This window comes from Actinospineispora eucalypti, assembly GCF_039543365.1.
Taxonomy (GTDB): domain Bacteria; phylum Actinomycetota; class Actinomycetes; order Mycobacteriales; family Pseudonocardiaceae; genus Pseudonocardia; species Pseudonocardia eucalypti.
In genome coordinates this window covers 1-20,115 of the sequence record NZ_BAABJP010000002.1, presented here as the reverse complement: position 1 = coordinate 20,115, position 20,115 = coordinate 1, and the positions used below count along the sequence as shown (strand labels likewise).

General features: G+C 68.0%; 19 protein-coding genes and 4 pseudogenes. 8 read left to right on the top strand and 15 right to left on the bottom strand.

From position 1 onward, the window contains the following. The first annotated feature begins 34 nt into the window (after positions 1–34). Positions 35–580: pseudogene (locus tag ABEB12_RS04205) on the top strand (transposase). Positions 581–1,228: 648 nt separating this feature from the next. Here ABEB12_RS04205 and ABEB12_RS04200 read toward each other — a convergent pair. From ABEB12_RS04200 to ABEB12_RS42040, 7 genes and pseudogenes are all read right to left on the bottom strand, one after another. Next, complete coding sequence (locus tag ABEB12_RS04200; protein ID WP_185060917.1) at positions 1,229–1,447, bottom strand: hypothetical protein; 219 nt, start codon at positions 1,445–1,447, stop codon at positions 1,229–1,231. 148 nt (positions 1,448–1,595) lie between these two features. After that, positions 1,596–2,310 (bottom strand): annotated as a pseudogene (gene istB / locus ABEB12_RS04195) (IS21-like element helper ATPase IstB). 78 nt (positions 2,311–2,388) lie between these two features. Further along, positions 2,389–3,906, bottom strand: coding sequence for an IS21 family transposase (istA, locus tag ABEB12_RS04190; RefSeq protein WP_425572207.1), 1,518 nt, complete (start codon positions 3,904–3,906; stop codon positions 2,389–2,391). Between the two features lie 199 nt (positions 3,907–4,105). Continuing rightward, positions 4,106–4,315, bottom strand: a complete 210-nt coding sequence (locus ABEB12_RS04185; protein WP_185060918.1) for a hypothetical protein — start codon at positions 4,313–4,315, stop codon at positions 4,106–4,108. Next, complete coding sequence (locus tag ABEB12_RS04180) at positions 4,312–5,007, bottom strand: winged helix-turn-helix domain-containing protein (RefSeq protein ID WP_185060919.1); 696 nt, start codon at positions 5,005–5,007, stop codon at positions 4,312–4,314. Before ABEB12_RS04180 ends, ABEB12_RS04185 begins: the two co-directional genes overlap by 4 nt. Before the next feature lie 385 nt (positions 5,008–5,392). Then, entirely contained in the window at positions 5,393–5,908 is a 516-nt protein-coding gene (locus tag ABEB12_RS04175) for a CBS domain-containing protein (protein ID WP_185060920.1), read from the bottom strand. 40 nt (positions 5,909–5,948) lie between these two features. Further along, positions 5,949–6,086, bottom strand: a pseudogene (locus ABEB12_RS42040) (CNNM domain-containing protein); the annotation flags it as partial. Positions 6,087–6,176: 90 nt separating this feature from the next. On the opposite strand from ABEB12_RS42040, the gene ABEB12_RS04170 reads away from it, so the two are divergent. The 6 genes from ABEB12_RS04170 to murJ all read left to right on the top strand — a co-directional run bounded on the left by ABEB12_RS04170 (position 6,177) and on the right by murJ (position 11,760). Continuing rightward, positions 6,177–6,953 (top strand): hypothetical protein, encoded by a 777-nt coding sequence (locus ABEB12_RS04170; protein ID WP_345702546.1) that lies wholly within the window; start codon positions 6,177–6,179, stop codon positions 6,951–6,953. Between the two features lie 244 nt (positions 6,954–7,197). Beyond that, positions 7,198–7,398, top strand: a complete 201-nt coding sequence (locus ABEB12_RS04165; protein WP_185060921.1) for a hypothetical protein — start codon at positions 7,198–7,200, stop codon at positions 7,396–7,398. A gap of 83 nt (positions 7,399–7,481) precedes the next feature. Then, positions 7,482–7,958 (top strand): NUDIX domain-containing protein, encoded by a 477-nt coding sequence (locus tag ABEB12_RS04160; RefSeq protein WP_185060922.1) that lies wholly within the window; start codon positions 7,482–7,484, stop codon positions 7,956–7,958. 311 nt (positions 7,959–8,269) lie between these two features. After that, positions 8,270–9,130, top strand: coding sequence for a putative 2OG-Fe(II) oxygenase (locus ABEB12_RS04155; protein ID WP_185060923.1), 861 nt, complete (start codon positions 8,270–8,272; stop codon positions 9,128–9,130). Between the two features lie 80 nt (positions 9,131–9,210). After that, entirely contained in the window at positions 9,211–9,960 is a 750-nt protein-coding gene (locus ABEB12_RS04150) for a putative 2OG-Fe(II) oxygenase (protein WP_185060924.1), read from the top strand. A gap of 252 nt (positions 9,961–10,212) precedes the next feature. After that, on the top strand, positions 10,213–11,760 hold the full coding sequence (gene murJ / locus ABEB12_RS04145; protein ID WP_185060925.1) for a lipid II flippase MurJ: 1,548 nt from the start codon (positions 10,213–10,215) through the stop codon (positions 11,758–11,760). A 473-nt stretch (positions 11,761–12,233) separates the two neighbouring features. Here the strand turns inward: murJ and ABEB12_RS04140 are convergent. The 3 genes and pseudogenes from ABEB12_RS04140 to ABEB12_RS04130 form a co-directional block, all read right to left on the bottom strand. Continuing rightward, positions 12,234–12,645: pseudogene (locus tag ABEB12_RS04140) on the bottom strand (transposase); the annotation flags it as partial. 1,181 nt (positions 12,646–13,826) lie between these two features. Next, the gene (locus ABEB12_RS04135) at positions 13,827–14,558 is read right to left on the bottom strand and encodes an ATP-binding protein (protein WP_345702547.1); all 732 of its coding nucleotides are present in this window, start codon (positions 14,556–14,558) and stop codon (positions 13,827–13,829) included. Positions 14,559–14,632: 74 nt separating this feature from the next. Next, positions 14,633–15,844: a Mu transposase domain-containing protein gene (locus tag ABEB12_RS04130; protein WP_221497701.1), complete on the bottom strand. Its 1,212-nt coding sequence runs from the start codon at positions 15,842–15,844 to the stop codon at positions 14,633–14,635. 583 nt (positions 15,845–16,427) lie between these two features. On the opposite strand from ABEB12_RS04130, the gene ABEB12_RS04125 reads away from it, so the two are divergent. Beyond that, on the top strand, positions 16,428–16,682 hold the full coding sequence (locus tag ABEB12_RS04125; protein ID WP_185060928.1) for a hypothetical protein: 255 nt from the start codon (positions 16,428–16,430) through the stop codon (positions 16,680–16,682). A gap of 152 nt (positions 16,683–16,834) precedes the next feature. On the opposite strand, the gene ABEB12_RS04120 is transcribed toward ABEB12_RS04125, so the two are convergent. The 5 genes from ABEB12_RS04120 to ABEB12_RS04100 all read right to left on the bottom strand — a co-directional run. Then, complete coding sequence (locus tag ABEB12_RS04120; protein ID WP_221497702.1) at positions 16,835–17,260, bottom strand: SHOCT domain-containing protein; 426 nt, start codon at positions 17,258–17,260, stop codon at positions 16,835–16,837. Between the two features lie 89 nt (positions 17,261–17,349). Next, a complete protein-coding gene (locus ABEB12_RS04115; RefSeq protein ID WP_185060929.1) occupies positions 17,350–18,261 on the bottom strand; it encodes a CBS domain-containing protein in 912 nt (303 codons plus the stop codon). 466 nt (positions 18,262–18,727) lie between these two features. After that, positions 18,728–18,901, bottom strand: a complete 174-nt coding sequence (locus ABEB12_RS04110; RefSeq protein ID WP_185060930.1) for a hypothetical protein — start codon at positions 18,899–18,901, stop codon at positions 18,728–18,730. 505 nt (positions 18,902–19,406) lie between these two features. After that, on the bottom strand, positions 19,407–19,661 hold the full coding sequence (locus ABEB12_RS04105) for a hypothetical protein (protein WP_185060931.1): 255 nt from the start codon (positions 19,659–19,661) through the stop codon (positions 19,407–19,409). A gap of 14 nt (positions 19,662–19,675) precedes the next feature. After that, positions 19,676–20,115, bottom strand: a 440-nt coding sequence (locus tag ABEB12_RS04100; protein ID WP_345702545.1) for a DapH/DapD/GlmU-related protein, incomplete at its 5' end; no start/stop codon positions are given.

Sequence of the window (20,115 nt, the reverse complement as noted above, 5' to 3'; positions counted from 1 at the left end):
GCGCTCGATGATCAGCTAGCATCGCTCCAACAGGCTGGTGTTGCGTCCACCGGTTGAATTCGCCCTGGCAGCCCTTGTCCGAGTGATGAACGAGCAGGCCCGGGTGCAGACATGTGTGATCCACTTGATCAGGAACTCGTTCCGGATCGCGTCGAGGCGTGATTGGGACGCGTTGAAGAAGGATCTGAAACCGGTCTACACGGCTGCGACAGCAACGGCGGCGGCGGTTGCGTTGGATGATTTGGAAGAGACGTGGGGTGGTCGGTATTCCGCGATGATCAGGTTGTGGCGAAGTGCGTGGGAGGAATTTACGCCGTTCTTGGACTACGATCCCGAAATTAGGCGCGTGTTGTGTTCCACAAATGCCATCGAGTCGTTGAATGCGCGGTATCGTAAGGCCGTGCGGGCACGAGGTCACTTTCCCACGGAACAAGCCGCGCTCAAGTGCCTCTACCTGGTAACTCGGTCGCTGGACCCGACCGGGAAGGGCCAAGCGCGGTAGACGATGCGGTGGAAACCCGCTCTGAACGCGTTCTCGAACACGTTCAGTGACCGCTGGCCGAGCGCCGAGAAGTACTAACCGCAACCGCCGAAAACACCGATCTTGTTACAGACCCGATCAAACCTGGTTCGGAAGTCTCCGGAGAACCGGGGGAACCTCAATCCAACGCCTCGGTGGTGCGTTGGCTGCGGCCACCACGCGCTGGGTTCGTCAGTGCTGGCAGTTACCTGGCGGATGCGGCGGCCGCAGCCGCAGTCAGGCTAGTCGGCCCGCCGTGGCGGGCATGAAGCGGGTAGCGAGCAGACCCGCGGCGCGTGCGGTGTCTGGGTTGGTCACCTGGTACGCCACTCTCGTGGTCTCGCAGGCCAGTACTCGGCGCGAGTCTGCCTCTCGAGCACGCGCACGTACTGGTGAGCTAGAGCTTGGCGGGCCACCTGCTCGGTTCCGCACCGACGGCCTGTGAACGCTCACGTAATTCCCCTGGCCTGCGCTCATGGAATTCCGCAGGTGGTGGGTCCTGGTGATGTTCTACTTGGTGTTCTCCTTCCCGTCTTCTGTGACACTCCGGGGGCGCTTGTTTGGTCGGTAGCTGGGGCCGTTCATGGAGACTGCGGATTCCGGTGAATTGGAGCACCGCGTCCGCAGGTTTTGGAGCAGTTGTTCCGGCGGTTTTGGTGCGGTGCTGACCCGTGGGGTCGGAGCGTCAGCGACGGCTTGGCTGCCGGGTCACCTCCTTCTTGTTGTGTGATGGGTGAGTCTGCCAGGACTGGGGGTCGGTGAGCTGATCATCGGGGTGGTGTCGCCCTGGGCCAGGGTGGCGTGGTGGGCGGCCGCGGCGGCGCGGGCATGGTCAGCGATCTGGTGGGCTTGGGTGGCTTGGTCGGGGTCGGTGTGGGTGTGCTGGCGGGCGATCCGGTCGAACAGCTCGGCTTTGTGGGCTAGCACGTCGGCGCGTTCGGTCTGGTGGGCGGGGTGGGTGGGTGAGGGTAGCTGGGCGAGGTGGTGCAGGAACGCGCTGATCTGGCGGCGGCGACCGGCCCGGTGGGTGGTGTGTCGGGCGGGGGTGTCTCGGCGGGCGGGGGGTCGGGGGTGGTCATGGCTGGTCCCCGGGTTGGTCGGTGGGCTCGGGTGGTGGGGGTTTGCGCATGGATTCGCCGCGGAGTTCTATGCGGTGGGCGGTGTGCAGGATCCGGTCGCAGATGGCGTTGGCGATGGTGGGCTCGCCGAGGTTGTCGTGCCAGGTGTCGACGGGTAACTGGCTGGTCAGGATGGTGGCGCGGCGCTGGTGGCGGTCCTCGATCACCTCGAGCAGGTCGGCGGCTTGGGCCGCGGTCAACGGCCGCAGCGCTAGGTCGTCGAGGACGAGGACGTCGATGCGTGCCCAGGTGGCGAGCAGTTGTGCGGCGCGTCCGTCGGCGTTGGGCCAGGCGTAGTTCGTCGAGCAGTCGGGGCATCCGCCAGTACAGCGCCTTGTGGCCTCGGCGGATCGCGGCGTGGGCGAGCGCGCAGGCGATGTAGGTCTTTCCGCAGCCGGTCGCGCCGGAAATCAGCAGGTCACGGTGCTCTCCGACCCAGCCGGCCTGCGCGAGGTGCAGGATTTGGGTGCGGTCGAGACCGCGTGGGCGGTGGAAGTCGATGTCCTCGACACAGGCCTGCGCGCGTAGCCGGGCGGTCTTGAGGTTGCGGGTCAGCCGGCGGTTGTCGCGGTCTTGGGCTTCGCGGTCGACCAGCAGCCCGAGCCGGGCGGTGAACTCCAGCTCGGCGTAGCGGTCGGGATGCTCGAGTTGGTCGGCCAGGGCGTCGGCCATCCCGGTCAGGCGCAGGTGGTGCAGCTGCTGCAGGGTCTGGTTGATCAACACGGTGTGCTCCAGGTTCTCCGGCGGGGGTTAGCGGTAGTAGGTGGGGCCGCGCAGCCCGGTGTGCTGGCGTGGCGGGTCGTTGTCGGGCTCGTCTGAGGGCAGCGGGGTGGCCTCGAGGTTGTGGGCGAGGATGGATTCGACGCTGCGGTAGCTGCGGGCGCCGATGGCCAGCGCCCGTCGGCAGGCCGCTTCGACCCGGGGCTGGGGGTAGCGCCGCGACAGGCGCATGATGCCCAGGCAGGAGCGGTAGCCCTGCTCTGGATGTGGCCGGTTGGTCATGATCGCTTCGACCAGTTCGGCGGTGGCCGGTCCGGTGCGTTGTGCCCAGGCGATCAGCCGTTGCGGGCTCCAGGCCAGGTGCGCCCGGTGGCGTTCGGGCATGTGGCCGGGCTCGGTGGAATGGCGGCCCTTGACGTGGCTGCGCCGGTGGCTGGCCACCCGGCGGCCCTGGAAGAAGATCTCCACGGTGTGCTCGGTGACCCGCGTGTCGACGCGGTGCCCGACCAGCTGATACGGCGTGCTGTAGTAGTGGCGCTCCACGTCGACGTGGTAGTCGATGTTGACTTTGGGGCGAGTCCAGGTGGCGAACTCGTAGCGGGTGGTTGGCAGCGGGCGCATCGCCGGCCGGTCCAGCTGCTCAAACACCAGCCGCCGGGTGCCGTCGAGCTTGGCGAACGGGCGGTTGTCCAACCACGCCAGCTTCGCCGCGATCGCCGTGTTCGCCTCGGCCAGGCTGGTGAAGCGTTCGTTGCGCAGGCTGGCTAACAGCCACCGCTCGGCGATCTGCACCCCGACCTCGGCCTTCGCCTTGTCGCGGGGTTTTCCCGCGCGGGCCGGCAAGATCGCGGTGCCGTAGTGGGCGGCCATCTCGGCATAGGTGCGGTTGAGCAGCGGCTCATACCGATGCGATCTCCTCACCCCGGAGCGCAGGTTGTCCGGCACCAGCAGCGCCGGCACCGACCCCATCGCTTCGAAACAGCGCACGTGCGAGCCGATCCAACACGGCAGCTGCTGGGAGGCGGTCGCCTCGGCGAAGGTGTAGTTGCTGGCGCCGAGCACGGCGACGAATAACTCGGCCTGCCACGCCGGTGCGCCGGGCGGATGGATCGGGATGGTGTGCCCGGCGTAGTCGACGAACAGCTTGTCACCGGCACGATGCTGGTGACGCATCACCAGATCGACCCTGCCGGCCCACTGCCGATACCGCTCGCAGAACTGCGAATACTGGAAGCCGTCCGGGCAGGCCTGCTTGTACTCCAGGTGCAGCAGCTGCAGCGTCACACTCTTGCGGCGCAGCTCACGGTGCACCCACCCGTAATCCGGCGGGGTGCGCGGCACCCGCGACGGCGGCAGCGGCGGGAACAACACCGCCTCCAACCCGGCATCGTCGAGCCCGGCCGGCAGCGGCCAGCCCACCCCAGCCCGTTCGGCCCGCTCCAGATACCGGTGCACCGTCGAGGGCGCCAACCGCATCGACCTGGCGATCTGGCGCTCGCTCAGCCCGGCCTCGTGCTTGAGCCGGAGCACTTCTCGAATGTCTCGCATGGCGGTTCGGGGCCGCGCCATCGCTACCTCGCTCAAGATCAGACAGTGATGTCCGATCGAGGCTGACGCCCCAACCCCACGGCGTCACACAGCACCACATGGGTGCTCCAGAACCCGGAACGAGTGCTCCACTACTCCGGAACAGCTGCTCCATTACCGCCGGAACGGCCGCTCCATTTGGATCGGAACGGGTGCTCCATTACGTCCGGAGGGCGCACGCGTCGGTGGTGGCTTGGCCGACCGCGCTCTGCTGTTGCTGCTCGAGCATGAAGTTGGAGGCCAGGTTCCAGGTGATCAGTGCGAGCACGCTGGTGACCAGCAGTGAGGTGACCGCGAATGCGACCGCGACCCGCCAGCGCAGCGGCAGGCGGCCTCCGCCGCGCAGCCGGGACCAGAATGACCGGGTCATGGTTGGCATGTCTTGTAGCCGGCACCGCGCACAGTCAACACCAGCTCCGGCTCGTGCGGGTTGGTTTCGATCTTGCGGCGCAGCCTGCGGATGTGCACGTCGAGCAGCCGCGTGTCGCCGTAGTAGTCATATCCCCATACACGCTCCAGCAGATCCTCCCTGCTGACGATGTTTCCCCGGGAATTGGCCAACTCGAGCAGGAGCCGGAACTCGGTGCGCGTCAGGTGCACCTCGACCCCGGCGCGGCGCACCACGCCCCGCACCGCGAGAATCTCCAGATCGCGCACGCGGAGTCGATCGGTGTGGGGTGAACCGACCGCGCCGGAGTCGCGATGGCGACGCAGCAGCGCTCGGATCCGCGCCGCCAGCACGCTGGCCACCAGGGGCTTTGTCACGTAGTCGTCCGCCCCGGCCTCCAGGCCAGCGATCACGTCGGTGGTGTCCGAGCGCGCGGTGACCACGATGATGGGCAGATCACCCCGCGCGCGCAGCGTGCGGCACACACTCAGCCCGTCGACCCCGGGCAGCATCAGATCCAGCAGCACCACGTGCACGGAGCCAGCCCCCAGCAGAGAGAGGCCCTCCTCACCCGACGTAGCCTGCACAACGGTGAAGTCCTCATCGGCGAGCGCAAGCGCCAAGGCCTCACGAATCCGATCATCGTCCTCGACCAACAGCACGTTCGTGTGCATCTTCTGTTCTCCCTGAACCACCAGCCGAGCCCCACACGCCCGTCCCCGATCACGGCTCGCCGGGGCACGACCGTGTGTGTCAACGACAACGAGGGAGACAACGAGGGAAAGGCCGTAGCGGCGCATCGGGTGCCGGCGCCCGTCGGCGACGGGAGGTCACGTCTCGCCGAGCGGCGAGCACGCTGACCGCCGCGGTCGAGGCCTCTCACCGTGGCAGGCTAATGCCGAGCCGATGTTCGTTCGGCTGGTGGAGCTGACAGTTGCCTGACAACCACCGCGGTCCGTGCTCTCACCCACCGAGAACCGGCCGGACCGCCTCACACCGCGGCGAGAGGCTGGGCGTCAACCGAAGTGGCGTGGTTGTTCGGGACGAAGAGTGAGCCGGTCAGCGAGCATCGGACGGTGGGAGGAGACGGTCGAGCAGGTCGTGCATGGTGACCAGCCCGAGGAACTCGGTGCCGTCGGTGACCAGGGCGAACTGGCTGGCCTGTGCGCGCATGGCGCTTAGCGCGGGATATACGGGTGTGTCCGCGGCGAGGGTGAGGACTGGGCGGGTGAGCTCGCTGACGATGGTGGTTGGGTCGGCGGTGAGGGTGTCGCGCACGTGCACCATGCCGATCGGCGTGCCGGCGGGTTCCGTCGTTGGCCAGACGACCAGCCGTAGGTGCCCGCTGTCGCGGGCGACTTCGCGGACACGCTCCACGGTGTCTGCCGAGTGCACGCCGTGCACGGTGGGTACTGGTCGGGCCAGGCCGCGCAGGGTGGTGGTGTGCAGCTGAAGCGCCGCGATCAGCCGGTCGTGCCGGCCGGGGTCGAGCGCCCCGGCTTGCGCGGAGTGGTCGACCAGCTCGCGGAGGCTGGCCGGGCTGTGTCCGATGGCCACCTCGTCTACCGGTGTCACCCCCGACGCGGCGAAGGCACCAGTTGGCCAGGCCGTTGAGCCAGGCGAGTAGGGGTCTGGTGAGGGTGATGAAGGCGCGCATGGGCAGGGCGAGCAGGATGGCGGAGCGTTCGGGGTGGGTGATCGCCCAGGACTTGGGCGCCATCTCGCCGATGACCAGGTGCGCCAGCGTGACCACCGCTAGGGCGAGCAGGAACGCCGTGATGTCGGCGATGGCGGCGGGTACACGCTGTACTACCTGAAGAAGCGGCGGAACATGTTCCGCCGCGTGAACCGCACCGACCCGGCCCTGTTCAAGCCGGTCGGACCGTGCCGGGTGCTGACCAAGCCGATCCCGCCGAACATCGCCGACCGCCTCAACGACGCCACCATGGTCAGCACCGCGCTGTTCACGCTGGGTAGCGGGCACCGGGTGGTCGGCAAGGCTCACGCGGCGCTGCTGCTGTGGACGCTGTCCTACCGCAACTCCTGGTCGATGATCTTCCACAGCGACAACACGCTGGTCCTGCACACCCTGGTGCTGGGCGCCGCGCGGTCCGCCGACGCGGTATCCCTGGACTCGCTGGCCGGCCGGGCCAGGCCGGAGCCACACCCGCGCTACGGCTGGCCGCTGCAGCTGATGAACGCCGCCTCCACCCTCACCTACCTGCTCGCCGGCATCGCCAAGGTGGTCGGGCCGAGCGGTTGGGGCTGGGCCAAGGGCGACGGGCTGCGCCGGCAGGTGGCCATGGACGGCATCCGCAAGGAGGTCTACGGCTCGCGGGCCGAGCCGACCGCCTACAAGCTCTACCCGTACCGCGGCCTGTTCACCGCGTTCGCGGTCGGCTCGCTGGCCCTGGAGCTGCTCGCCCCGCTGGGCCTGCTGAACCGCCGGCTGGGCCGGATCTGGGCGGTGAACACGTTCGGTATGCACTGGGGCATCAAGGTCATCATGGGCATCCGGTTCCGCTACCAGCTGTCCGGCATCTCCTTCGTGCCCTGGTTCGACATCGAGAAACTTCCCCAACACGCCGCCTCACTCGCCCGACTACTCACACGTCGCTGAGGACCGCTATCCAGACCCGCCAGCGGCATCCGAGCGCCCGCCGGGGGTGGATCGGTTGTCTGCTGGCCACGATGACGCCCCTGTCTGCCGTGTGGTGCTCGCCCTGCACGGACCGTGTCGCGGACGGCAGAAGCCAACCGGATCCGATGACGCTAACGCCGTCCGGCGAGTTGGCGCGTTAACGTCACGTAAAGGCGTGTCGCCGGCGTGTTTGGGTTCGGGTATACCGGGCTATCCGCGCTCCATGGACGGCCGGTTGAGGGCGGATGATCCGGCGGCGGCTGCCGCCGAGCTTGTCGCGCGTCTGCTCGACCGGCCCGCTTTCCGGCGGCTCGTGGAGGTCGCCCGCAAGGCGGCCGAGGACGTGAACGCGAAGACTGCCCCGAGCATGTTGCCCAGCACGAGCGCCGGTGGCACGGCCGGCGGGTTGGCGCCACGGGTCTGACGCTGCACCCATGAACGAGGACGACACGCGCTCAATAGGTGCCAAGCCCGCATGAGCGGCATCTACCGGGCCATTCTGTGGTCGTGGCGCGGATCGAGTACTACCACGACAAGGCCGCTCCCACGCCGAACTCGCTGGCGCCTGCGGCTTTCGCGGTGGTTCGTGACGGGGTCGGCCGGGTACTGCTGGTGCGGCGGGCCGACACCGGCGACTGGGAGCTGCCGGGCGGCCGGCTGGACCCAGGCGAGACGATTCTGGACGCGGTCCGGCGAGAGGTCGCTGAGGAAAGCGCCGTCACGATCGCGGTCACCGGAATATCCGGGCTCTACAGCGACCCGGGTCATATTCTTTACTATCCCGAGACTGGTGAGTCGCGCCAAGTGTTCGCGGTCTGCTTCCACGCTCGCCCACTAGCCGGGCAACCCGCCGGAGACGGCCGCGAAACTGTTGATGCCGCATGGTTTGAGCTCGTACAGCTACGGGATCTTTCTATTCACCCGAGCATGCGGCTGCGGATCACGCACGCGGTCACCGAACCGACCCGCACCCACATCGAATGAGTCCAGGCAAGGGCACCACGCGGTGGACCCACAGCGGGTGATCCAGTCCCGGATGAATCGGGGACCTTGGCTTGTACATACGGGACTTTGCTCCCGTAGCTTCTGCGACAGCCCCGTCGCCGAAGCCAATAGCATGCGACTGGAGGCACTGCTGACGGCCTCCCCCCGCCCCCGTGTGCGCCCGGTGAGCTGAGTATTCTCGCCATCTGATCACCGACGGCGCGACCTGCTCGAAGCCGATCGAGCGGCGGCGGCCGCGGACGCATGAAATCCGAAGCGGAGGGACTGTGGACGCAACACCGGAAGTTGCGGTGAAGCCCGAGCTCGACCGACCGACATCGGTGGGCGGCACCCCGATTTTCACCCTGCAGTGGCCGGACACCAAGCAGCTCAACGAGCAGCTGCGGGAGGTGGTGCTGCGGAAGAAGGAGACCACTCCCGGGCTGAAGAAGTCGAACTGCGGGGGATGGCACAGCCAGACGGACTTCCAGCTGTGGCCTGACGCGCCGGTCCGCACGCTGATGGACATGCTGCTGCAGGGCATGCTGCCCCAGGTCATCAAGGCCACCGCCCCCGGAGCGCCCGAGGGTCTGTTCAAGGGTTGGGAGGTGGAGTCGTGGGCGAACGTCAACAAGATGGAGGACTCCGCCTCTCAACACGACCATGTGGGTGGCACCAACCTGTGGTCGGCGATCTACTACGTCGACACCGGTGAGGACGGCGAAGTCCGCAGCGGTCTCACCAAGTTCGTGGACATGAGCGGCGTCCCCAGGCCGCTCAAGGGCGACGCGGCCACGGCGGACCGCACCGCGCCCATCAAGACCTGGCAAGACGCCTGCGGGCTGTCGCCGGTGGGCGAGGAATACGACATCCAGGTCGAGCCGGTGCCCGGGAAAATGGTCATGTTCCCGTCCACCCTGCCGCACTACGTGACGCCGTACCTGAGCGAGCGGCAGCGCATCACCATCGCCTTCAACCTCAAGCACCCGGGTTACGCGGTCGCCGATCCGCAGAACCCGCGCGCTCGGAAAGCGATGATGTGGCGGAACTTCCGCGGCGTGATGCTGGCCGGGCAAAAGGCCAAGGGGGCCGCCCGCGACGGCCTGGCCCAGGTCGTACCCCCCGACCGTTGGCCGGCGCCGGTCCGGAAGCGCCTGCTGGGCGGCAACTGAGGCAGCCCATGCCCTTCGGCCGGCTCCAGCTAAGAGCGTGAGCTGAGTCGGAGCGAGACGCGGGATCGGAGGTTCTGCAGGTGGAGCCCGAGCTTCACGGAATAACGGAGATCGGCGGCACCAAGGTCTTCACCAAAGTGTGGCCGGAAGCCGACCTGATCAACGATCGGCTGGCCGCCCTGGTGCGGGCCAAGAAGGGCGACGCCCCCTCGCCATGGCGTTCCGAGGCGGACTTCGCCTTTTGGAACGAACCAGCCGTCGATTCGCTGCTGACAATGCTGCGCACAATGCTGCGCGAGGTCGTTCGAGCCACGGTGCCATCACCGGACGAAAGGATGTTCAAGGGGTGGGACATCCGGGCGCGGGCAAATGTCCATGAGTTCACCGATTCCACGGCACCGCACAACCACGATGTTGGCGGGCTCACTGTGTGGTCGGCCGTGTACTACGTCAATGCAGGCGAAGATCCCGGTGCTGACAACGGCGGGGTGACGCGGTTCATGGACATGAGCGGCGTCCCCCGTCCAGTCAGCGAGGCCAAGGACTACAGCCTCGAGGTCGAGCCGGAGCCTGGGAAGATGCTGATTTTCCCGACGACCCTGCCGCACTACGTGACGCCGTACCTCGGACGGAACCAGCTCATCACCATCACCGCCAAGCTGGTGCACCGCGATTTCATCGTGCCGGATCCGCAAAATCCGCAGGCGCGGACCAGCCGAATGTGGCGCGATTTCCGCGGGCCGATGCTAGCGCTGGAAAAGGGCAGAAGAGCCGCTCGTGGATTGCGCCGCACCTTGCTCGGCGACGAAGGAAAGCCCAACAAGCCGTAGGGCCTGAAGCAGCTAGTGAGGCCAGGACACCCTCGCTGGTTCAGCCGGGTACACCGGCCGATGCTTCACGAGATGAAAGGGACCACCACGTTGAACCCGGACAACCGTGGCCGAGTTGACGCCCCGGCGGCGCCGCCGGGCACGGTTGGCCCGGCGCACTCGCAACCGGTCGTAACAGAGGAGACCGGCACGACCGCGAGCGCAACAGCGAGCGACGCCCAGCGCGGCAGGGACGCCACCGCCCGAAACTCGATGACCGTGGTCGTCTGGACACTGGCCAGCCGGGTGACCGGCATGCTCCGGGTGCTGCTGATCGGCGCCCTGATGGGCCCCACGTTCTTCGCGAACATCTTCCAAGCTGGGTACGTACTGCCGAACACGATTCACCATGTGATCGCCGGGCCCGTCCTGGCCGGCGTGCTCATTCCCGCGATCGTGCGCGCCTTCGACTCGGCGGGCCGCGGCCGGGCGGTCGAACTTCTCGGCCGGATCAGCGGCTGTATCCTGTCCGTGGCCGGCGCCGGCGCGCTCGGGCTGTGCCTGCTGTCACCCGCAGTGGCCTGGGCGTTCACCGCTGGCGTCCCGGATGCCGAGCGGGACCGAGCCTGGCAGCTCGCTGTCATCCTGCTGCTGTTCGTGGCTCCCCAGATCGTGGGCTACGCCGTGGTCGCGCTTGGGGTGGCGGCACAGCAGTCCCAGGGCCGCTTCGCGCTGGCCGCCGCCGCGCCGGCGATCGAGAACATCGGCACGATCATCACCGTGGGTCTCGCCGCCTCGGTCTACGGCGTCGGCCTGGAGGTGGACCGGGCACCGACCGGCATGATGATCATGCTGGGTGTGGGCACCACCGCCGCCGTGGTGGTGCACGCCGGTCTGCAGCTATACGGGGCACACAAGGTCGGGTTGCTGACCAGGCCCACCTGGGGCTGGCGGCGAGACGCAGAGGCTCTCGCCGCGCTGCGGCGGGTCCTGTGGTCGGTGCCGGTGGCCGTCTGCCCGTCGGTGACGAACTTCGTGGTCACGATCGTGGCCGCCACCGTGCCCGGTGGCGTGGTCGTGGTGCAGCTCTCGCTACAGATGTACTGGGCGCTGTCCTTCCTCGGCGCCCGAGCGGTGTCGATCGCCGCGCTGCCCCGGCTGGCCTCGGCCGCTGGAGAGAGCGACCCCAGCACGTACGCGCACGCCCTTCGGCAGGGCAGCTTCTTCGCGCTGGCCGCGAGCCTGCCCTCGCTGTGCCTGCTCATGACTTTCGCCGGCCCGACGGCAAACCTGCTGGCGAACGGTGAGCTCCGCCACGGCGACCTCATCGGTGTGCTCGGGGCCTGTCTGACCGTGGTCGCGTTCACCCAGCTGTCCGGCGGCCTGTACGACTTCGGCCGCCAAGCCCTGTTCGCCCGCCTCGACAAGCACGGCCCGGCGCTGGCAAGTACGATCGGCCTGATCGTCGGCACCACGCTGGCCTTCGCGATGTACCTGCTGCCCGCGGACGGCTCCCGGATCGTCGGCCTGGTGATCGCCATGATGTTCGGAGAGACGGTTCCCGCCCTCGTGGTGCTGATGCGCCTGCGGCGCGCGATCCGTCCAGAACCACTCACCAAGCCCGCCTACCTGCGTTCCGCGGGAGCCGCGGTGCTCGCCATGGCCCCCGTGGCGGCCGCCGGTTGGCTGCTCCTGCACCAGCTGCGGCCAGAACGGATCGGCGAGCTGGCCGTGCTCGTTGGCTGCGGAGCCTGCTCACTGGCCATCTACCTGCTCGTGCTGCGCGCCACCGGGCGGAAAGCCGGCCTCGAACTTCGATGATCTGACGCCAGCGGGAGGATGTCGCCAGCGGTGACATCCCATCGGGACCAGGCACTGCGGGCCGCAACTAGATTCGACACCTGATCGTCGGAAGGGTTTCCTAGCTGGGGTTCGGCCCGGCGAAATCCTCATCGCCAGGCAGCCAATCGGCTCGGCCGCGATCTCCTCGAAGACCCTTGGTTGCGAGCGCACCCCTCGACTTTCGCGACTTACCGAACGGACGTTCGCTGAGCAGGCAGTCCGGGGCTGCCTGCGCGGGTACCTGTGCGAGCAGGGGCGGCCGGACTTGAACACGGCATCTCCCGGCGTGGAAACCGGTCGCTCTGCCTGCTGAGCTACACCCCTAGGAGCCTGCTGAATAAGGGCGTGTTGGGGGCGGGATGAGTGCCACAACGGCCTGGTGCTCAGGGGCAGGATCTGTTCGGCTGGATGGCTGGTGGTCGTGGCGGTGGCCGGGGGTGTGGGGTGCTGGTTCAGGCCATTGCCCATGCCCCGGATTCGCGGGTGAGTCCCAGGGGTGACCAGGCGGCGTAGGTTGAGCCCGGCGATGCGGTGGCGCAGCCAATGATCGTTTTTGGTGACGCCGCGGTAGCGGAGTTTGCGGTTGACTCGCACGAGCCAGGCGATTCCGCGTTCGACCATGGGGCGGTGTTGGAGGTACTCGTCTCGCCAGGCTGGTTCACGGGCCGTTGCCCGGGCCGCGCGTAGCAGGCGTTCGTGCTGGTGGATGGTGAGTTTGCGGCCGTGTTTGGCGGTGGTGCGGCGTGAGGCCAGCGGGCAGCCGCGACAGTGTCGTTGGAAGGACGCGCCACGGCTGGGGCGGATGGTGACGGTGTGCCCAGCCGGGCAGGTCACGGTGTCGGCGTCATGGTTGATGGTGAAGTCGAGCGCTGGCCCACACGGTGTTTTCGCGGGCGTTGAGCGCGGCGGCGAAGTGGGCGACCGTGACCGGCGCCGGGACGATCTGGTGCGGCAGATACCGCGCCACTGCGTGGCTTGATCCGGTGGTGTCGGGTGTGGCGTGGCGTGGCGGGGCGCGGTGTGGCTGGCCGAAGTACTGGCGATGGGTGCTGGCTGGAGTGCGGCTGACCAGCCGTGGTGCTCGTTCCAGTCGAGTTGGACCGGCGCCCACCGGGCGGGGTCGATCCAGGTCGGGGCGAGTGTGATCCGGCCATCGAGGGTGCCGGGATCTGCCGTCGTGTGGGTTTCGCGCACGATCAGGCCGCGCTGGTCGAGTCGCATAGCGACGGCGGCGAGATAGCCGGTGACGAGCTGGATCTCATCGTGCAGCGTCCCTTCCCCAGTGGCCGACGTCGAGCCACAGGGCGGTGACATGTCGCCGGCGACGACGGGACGCTCACGCGGCGGGAGCAGGGGTAAGGGCACTGAACAGCGGTCGAGGCGTTCGCTCGGGAGACCGGGGCGGTCACGCGGACCGTCCAGATGTGAAACCGACATGCCATCCTCCCGAATCCAGTTGAGACATCTGTGCAGGTGGTCGCGGCGTCGTGAGTGTGCCCGTACACGATCAGGGCCACGCTCACCGCTGGTTTGCCGAGACCACGGATGTGCGCGAGTTCGCCCCACACTTGTCACGCACGCGGTGTTTTCTGTGACGGGGAACATACTCTTTTCAGGAGGTCGGCTGTAGGGGTCCGGCCCTATTGAAACCGATGGAGTCACACCAGTCAGTAATTGAAAGTGACACCACTCCGGCGGTTGAGAAAAACCTTTTTCTTAGGCGAGCTATCAAACGCACGGAGAGGAACTTTTACCGAATTTCGATCGGTAACGACCGACACAAGAGGCATCGGGCGCTCTTTGTGGTCACACGCCGTCGCGCCGACCGTCAGGCGCTGTGACTGTCGTTGCCCGTCGCGGTGGCGCCGGGGCGGGGTATCACGTTGTCACCTGCCGCGACGATGGGACCACCGGTCTGCCACTAGGTAGGGACCACTTCGGCGGTCACGGGCCGTGTGGTGATCGTGCTCCAGGGGCTGGTCGGCCGTCAACGTGTGCCGGTCGCCGGCTCCGGTGATCGGCGCGGGTCACCACCCGCGTGGCGTTCATTCGTCGTGGCGTTGTTGGCCGGGTTGGGGTCGTTGGCGTTGGCGGTAGGACTCGCCTTCGACGACGAGCTCGAACGCGGCTGATTGCAACCGGTCCAACGCCGATTGGCCGAGGAGCTGGTCGGCCATCATAGAGAGGATTTCCGGGCCTTCCCGGTTCGAGGTGATGATCGTGGAGCACTCCCGGTGGCGTTCCACGATGAGTTCGTAGAAGTCGTTGGTTTGGTCGACACCGAGCGGGTGCAGCGCCAGATCGTCGATGATCAATAGTTGGACGCGGTGGAGTTTGCGCATCTGTTCTTCGTGGCTGTTGTCCAGCCTGGCGGCGCGTAGTCGTTTGAACAGTTTGTCGGCGCGTTCGAGGTGCACGGAGTAGCGGCGGCGCACGGCGGCGTGTCCGAGGGCGTTGGCCAGGAACGTTTTACCGACCCCGACTGGGCCTAAGATCATCAAGTTGAGGGCTTGGTCGAGGAACCGCAGCGAGCACAGCTCGGCCCACAGGGCGCGGTCGAACGCGACGGTGGTGGAGTCGTCCCAGGCGTCGAGGACCATGGTGGGGTCCAGGTTCGCTTCGCGGGCACGCCGGTCGGCGGAGTGGTGGTCGCGGCGGGTGACCTCGTCGGCGAACAGCATCTCCAGGAACTCGTGATGGGGAAGGTGCTGGGTGCGGGCCAGCGCGAGGCGCTCGGGCAGGGTGTCGAGCAGTTGGCCGAGTTTGAGCCGGCGCATCAAGGCCTTGAGCTCGGCGGAGACCTCGACCCGTTGCATCGGCGCCGACCCGGCCGCCGCACGCCTGTTGGGGCTCATGAAGGCCTCCGGTGCTCGCCGACCCCGCCAGTGGATCTGCTGGTGGTTCTGCCGGTGGCGAACTCGTCCGGGGCGCGCACGAAGCGGGCCGCGGCGGGCACCACCTTCGAGTCGGCGGCAGGGCCAGGGGCGGGCGTGGTGGGCAGGCATAGCTGCTCACCAACCCGGGAGGTGTCGGCGGGTGCGGCGAGGCCACGGGTGAGCATCCGGTCGATGAGCCCGACGTTGACCGCTTCGACCTCCAGCGCGCGGGCGCAGGCGTGGTCGACCTGGCCGGCGCCGTGGCGGCGGACCAGACCGAGCAGCCGGTAGACCTGTCGCATCCGGGTCCAAGGCAGCGGGTGATCCAGCAGCGCGACCGCGTAGGCGCCGACGTGCTCGCCGTGCGCGGCGGCGCGGCGGGCCAGCGCGTCCAGGTCCCGCATCGCGTAGATGGACACCTCGCTGGGCAGGTCCGCCGGGTCGGTGTGGCGCCGGCCGGGTGGCTGACGCGGATGCACCTTGATCAGCTGGCCCCGGTGATACAGCTTGACGGTGCGCGCGTCCGCCCGGGCCACCAGCCGTTGCCCGATCAACTCCCCGGGCACCGAATACGGGGCGTGGTCCACCTGGGCATGCCGATCCCGGGCCACCTTGGGCCGGGTGTAGGCGGGGATCTCGAACGGCCCGTCCGGAGCCGCCAACAACAGGGCGGCCTCGTGCTCGGTGAACACCTCGGCGGGCCGTGCCCGGGTGGTGCCGTGGATCCGCTGCCCCGCAACCTCGGCGCACCAGGTCGTGGCGCGGGCGCGGCAGTCGGCCAGATCCAGGAACTGCTCGCCGGCGAAGAAGCTGGATCGTACGTATTGCACGCATTTTTCGACCCTCGGCTTGTCCTGAGGCCGCCGGACCCTGGCAGGGTCGATCGCGAAGCCCCGGGCCTGGGCGTACTCGCGGAACGCGTCGTTGAACCGGGGCTCGAGGTTGTCGGCCTGATCAACAATCGCCTTCATGGAGTCCGGGATGACGACCTTGAACACCCCGTTGAAGAACGTCCAGGCCGCGTCGAACCCGACGATCACCTCGTGCAGTGTCTGGCGATGGGTCGGGTAGAGGAACATGTGCCGCGAATACACTGCGGTGAAGATCAACCCGTGGGTCACCCGGCGCGCGCCCCGGGCCGGGTCCGGGATCAGCCCGAGCCGGCCGAAATCGACCTGCAGCTCCACCCCCGGATCCCCATCGACCACCGGCACCGTCGGCCGCCGGCGGCCGAACCCCCAACTCCTCGACCGCGTAGCGGTGCAGCGTGCGATACGGCACCACCACACCCCGCCGACCCAGCAGCACATGCACCTTGGTCAGCGTCACGCCGTCATCCAGCCAGGCCCGGATCTGTTCTCGATGCGCCGATAACGACTCCCGCGCCGCCCCGACCCCGCGTGGTCGATCCGGGCGCACCGCCGCCACCACGACGCCGATCAGCTCATCGGACAGCTGCCCGGCGCCACCCTCCTGGCAGACCCCGGCGGCCTGTGCCGCTTCTACGTAGCGGCGAACGGTCTTGCGATCCACGCCAGCCAGCGCGGTCACCTTGCGCAACGAGCGGCCTTCCAACCACAGCCGCAAGATCTCTTTGACCTCGATCACCGACACCTCCCGGTAGCTCATGCGGGCAACAAACGACCGCATGACCGCGAAGGCGAGGAGCCACGCCGCGTGGTCCCACTACCGGAAAACCGGTGGTCCCATCACTGGCAAACCCTGGTCCCATCCCCATGGCAAAACCAGAACTCAGCTGGTCCCATCGTCATGGCAGCTGACATCACGTTGGCGGGCCGCCGGGCAGCCACGCCCGCGACGCCATGTTCGGTGATGTCGACAAAGAAGTCGGGCCGGACCCGCGGCCCTGCCAGCGCGCTGGCCTGGGCACAAAGCGCGCTGCGCAGCAACGGCGGTGGCCTGGTGATCGCTGGTGTCGACCGGCAGCTGTGCTCGGAGCCGCACGGCGCGGTGATCGAGTTGCGGGCCTTGCCTGGCTGGCGCGATGACTGGTCGGCACGGTGACCTACCGGCTGGTGTTGCGCGCGTCGAGCTGGCGAACTGAGCACGGTCAGGCCGGGCTGGGGTGCACGGGTGTGCAGCGGTCACCGTGTGGAGCCGTCACCGTGTCTGCCGGGGTGCGCACCAGGACTCACGACGGCGAGCGGCACTGCTGGTTATCGCTGGTTGAGGACGTTGAGACGCTGTTGGTAATCCTCGGCGTCGATCTCGCCGAGGGCGTAACGTTGGCGCAACGTGTCCAGCGCCGGATCGTGTCCCGAGACCGGTGTCGTGGCCGGATCCGTGGCCGATGGTGACCGATGCGTGCCCAGTTGGCGCATGAGCCACACAGCCGCCAACACCAGGAGGCTGAGGATCGCCAGGAGAATGAGCAGCCCCAATCCACCCCACAACCACATACCCATCATCATCGAGTCCCTCATCACCTCGACTCCGTTCAACTCGCGCGGTCCCCTCGGGCCTACGATAGTGCGGTCGGGGGCGCGCGGCGCCACGCCGATCGTTATGGCTGGTCCACTGTTTCTGTCCGGGAGTTCTGCCCGAATCAGCCGTTCCGTCTCGGCCTGGAGTTCCGGCGCCATCTGTCCGCGTATGAGCCCAGGGTCGGGGGACCCGGTGGTTCTCCTGATCGTGCCCCCTACCCGCGTGGCTTGGCCGCTGGAGGTTGGCACTACCCCGGAGCGTGTTGTTGGTGGCGTAGGAGGTCGGCGCGGCTGACGATGCCCACGATCTGGTCGTGTTCAACGATGGGCAGTGTCGCTAGCCCGCCGTCGGACAGCAGCCGGCATAGTTCGTCGAAATCGGTGTCGGGTGAGCACGCGAGGACGTCGCTGGTCATCGCGCCCCCGACGGTGGGTGAGTGGGCGGTGCGTCGAGCATCCAGCGGATCGTGGACGAGGTCGGCTTCGCTGATGATCCCGACCAGGTGGTTGCGGCGGTCGACGACCGGTAGCGCGGTGAACCGGTTGTTGATCAGCAGCCGGGCGGCCTGTTCGGTGGGGGTCTGCTCGGTGACAGTCACCAGGCCTGAGCTGGTCATGACATCCCTCGCGCGCAACGGTGTTGTGCCCGCGCCCGGTGTGATGTCTGTGGAGGCAACGACCAGGTCCCGGCCAGCACCGGCCAGGTGGCCGGCTGGTCGGCTGGCAAGATCGGGTGCCAGGGGTGGGCGGGTCGGGGCGTGGAAGGGATAGATGCAGCGCAGCGCGAGCCGGCCGAGCTTGCCGCCGCGTGGCCGGTGGCGCAGCAGATCGGCTCGGGTGACGACGCCGACCAGGACGTCGTGCTCCACGATCGGCATCACCCGCAGGTCGCCATAGGTGCGTAGCCGGTGCGCCAGCACGCCGACGTTCGCTTCGGGCGACATGTAGAGCACCTCGGTGTTCATCACCGCTCCCACGGTGTCGTGCAGCAACGCGCGCCGGTTGTGTAGCTCGCGCAGCAGGTCGGCTGTGCTGAGGATGCCGATCAGCCGGTTGTGTTCGTCCACCACCGGCACAGCGCTGAACCGGTGACCAACCAGCAACTGCACGGCGCGCGCGATCGGGGTCTGCGCGCGCGCCGCGATCACCCGTCGCGTCATGATTTCCCGAGCACGCAAAACCATAACAAAGTATACGCCGGCCGGAATCCGATTCGTCGCATTTCTCGGCGTTGCCCGGCAGCATCTGGACGTTCCCAGACTCGCTTGAGCGACGTCCGAGCACGCGCGGGTGAGGACTGGAGCCGGTCGGTGTCAGACACAAGGACTCGCCAGAACGTGCTGCCGGCTCACCCCGTCTGATCGGGAAAGGAATCGGTGAGGAATTTCCGCGCCACACCGGCGGCACGCTCGCTGGCCGCGGCGAGCGACGCGAGGCGCTCCCCAGGCCAGTATCGCCGTACTCGACCGCGAGGGCGGACAGCCAGAAGGCAGTGTCCGCGCCGCGGACACTCGGTAACCACTGCTGATCGTTCGCGGACGGGTGGCCATGCGCGGCTCGTTTCGGCGCGGTGGCGGGGGCGTGGCGCCGCGTCAGGAGTGCGTGCCCAGAACGCTGACGAACGCGTCAGCCGGGGCTCAGGTCGTTGGCGATGGTCGGGCATGGCCACACCTGGTCGCAGGTGAGGCACGGTGCTCGTTTCCCCGGTCCGGCGGGACGGTGTTCGTCCGCGTGCTGTTCGAACTGGCGCGCCCAGAACAGGTAATCCCCGCCTCGGTGCTGGTAGTCGCGGATCTTCACACGTAGCTCCGCCCAGACCACATCCCGCGGCCTCCGTCGCACGATCGCGGTCCACTGATCCACTCCTGGCACGGCGACAACGCTACCCATGCGGCGCGACAGCCTCGGGGCGGACCTATGCACACGTCGAGACGGGCACCCGTGCAAGGGGCGGCTACGGGCCGGGGTGGGTCAGTCGGGAGGTTCGTCCGCCGTGCGGCTCCGCGCCGCCGGTTGTGCCGGGCGGCGGGTTGCGCGCGCCGCTGGTCGGTCAGGGGGTGGGCCGGTCGTGGTTGGTGGGCCGGTCGGGTGGGCGTGTTCGGCGGGGGCGGCTGGCGAGGCGTGTGGGTGGGTGTGGCTGGCGTTGCCGTCGCCGTGCTGGCCGGTCATGCCTGGCGGAACTGGTCGGGCGGGTGGGGCTGGTTGAGCCCGCCGCCGTGGTGGCCGGGTAGTGCGGTGATCCGGTAGCGGCCGGCCGTGGTGCCGGTGTTGCCGGCGGGCCACCAGATCGGCCCGGCTGGGTCGCCTAGGGCGGTGATTTGCGCGGTGTTGGTGGTGTGGTGGCCAGCCGCACCACCGTCGGCCCGGCGGGCCCGTAGCGGCCCCGGATGGCGCGCTGCAGCACTTGCAGGTGGGTGTGGGCGCCGGCCTGGCCGGCTGCCTTGGCCAGTTGGCCGTCGGGGCTGCCCGGCGATGCGGATGGTGACGCATGGCTGCATGCGGCGAGCGCGCCGAGGGTGATCAGCTCGGGTGCGAGCCGTTTGGCCAGTGAGGTCCTCACCTGAGGTGTTCCTTTCAGCGCAGTTCGGTGGCCGGGTTGCCGATCCAGCGGGTGCGGGGTGTGGTCTGCTCGCCCTTCATCAGGAAGCCGTCGGTCTCCAGGACGCTGCCGTCACCCAGCTGGGTGCCGTAGTGCACCAGCGAGTTGATGCCCAGTGTGCAGCCGTTGCCGATGGTGACGTGGTCGGACTTGAAGGTGCCGTCCTCCTGCGAGTGGGGCTGGATCCTGCTGGCCGCGTTCAGTGTGCAGTCATCGCCGATCGTGGTCAGCGATTTTTCCGAGATGTACCCGGCGCCGTCGTCGAACAGCCGCCGGCCGACCCGGGCGCCGCCCAGCCGCCAGACCAGGCCCTTGAACGGCGTGCCGTTGAACAGCGGCTCGTAGTGGAAGTTGGCCAGCTTCCAGTACCGCTCGTGCCGCCAGAACTGGCGGTCGTAGATCGAGCAGAACACCG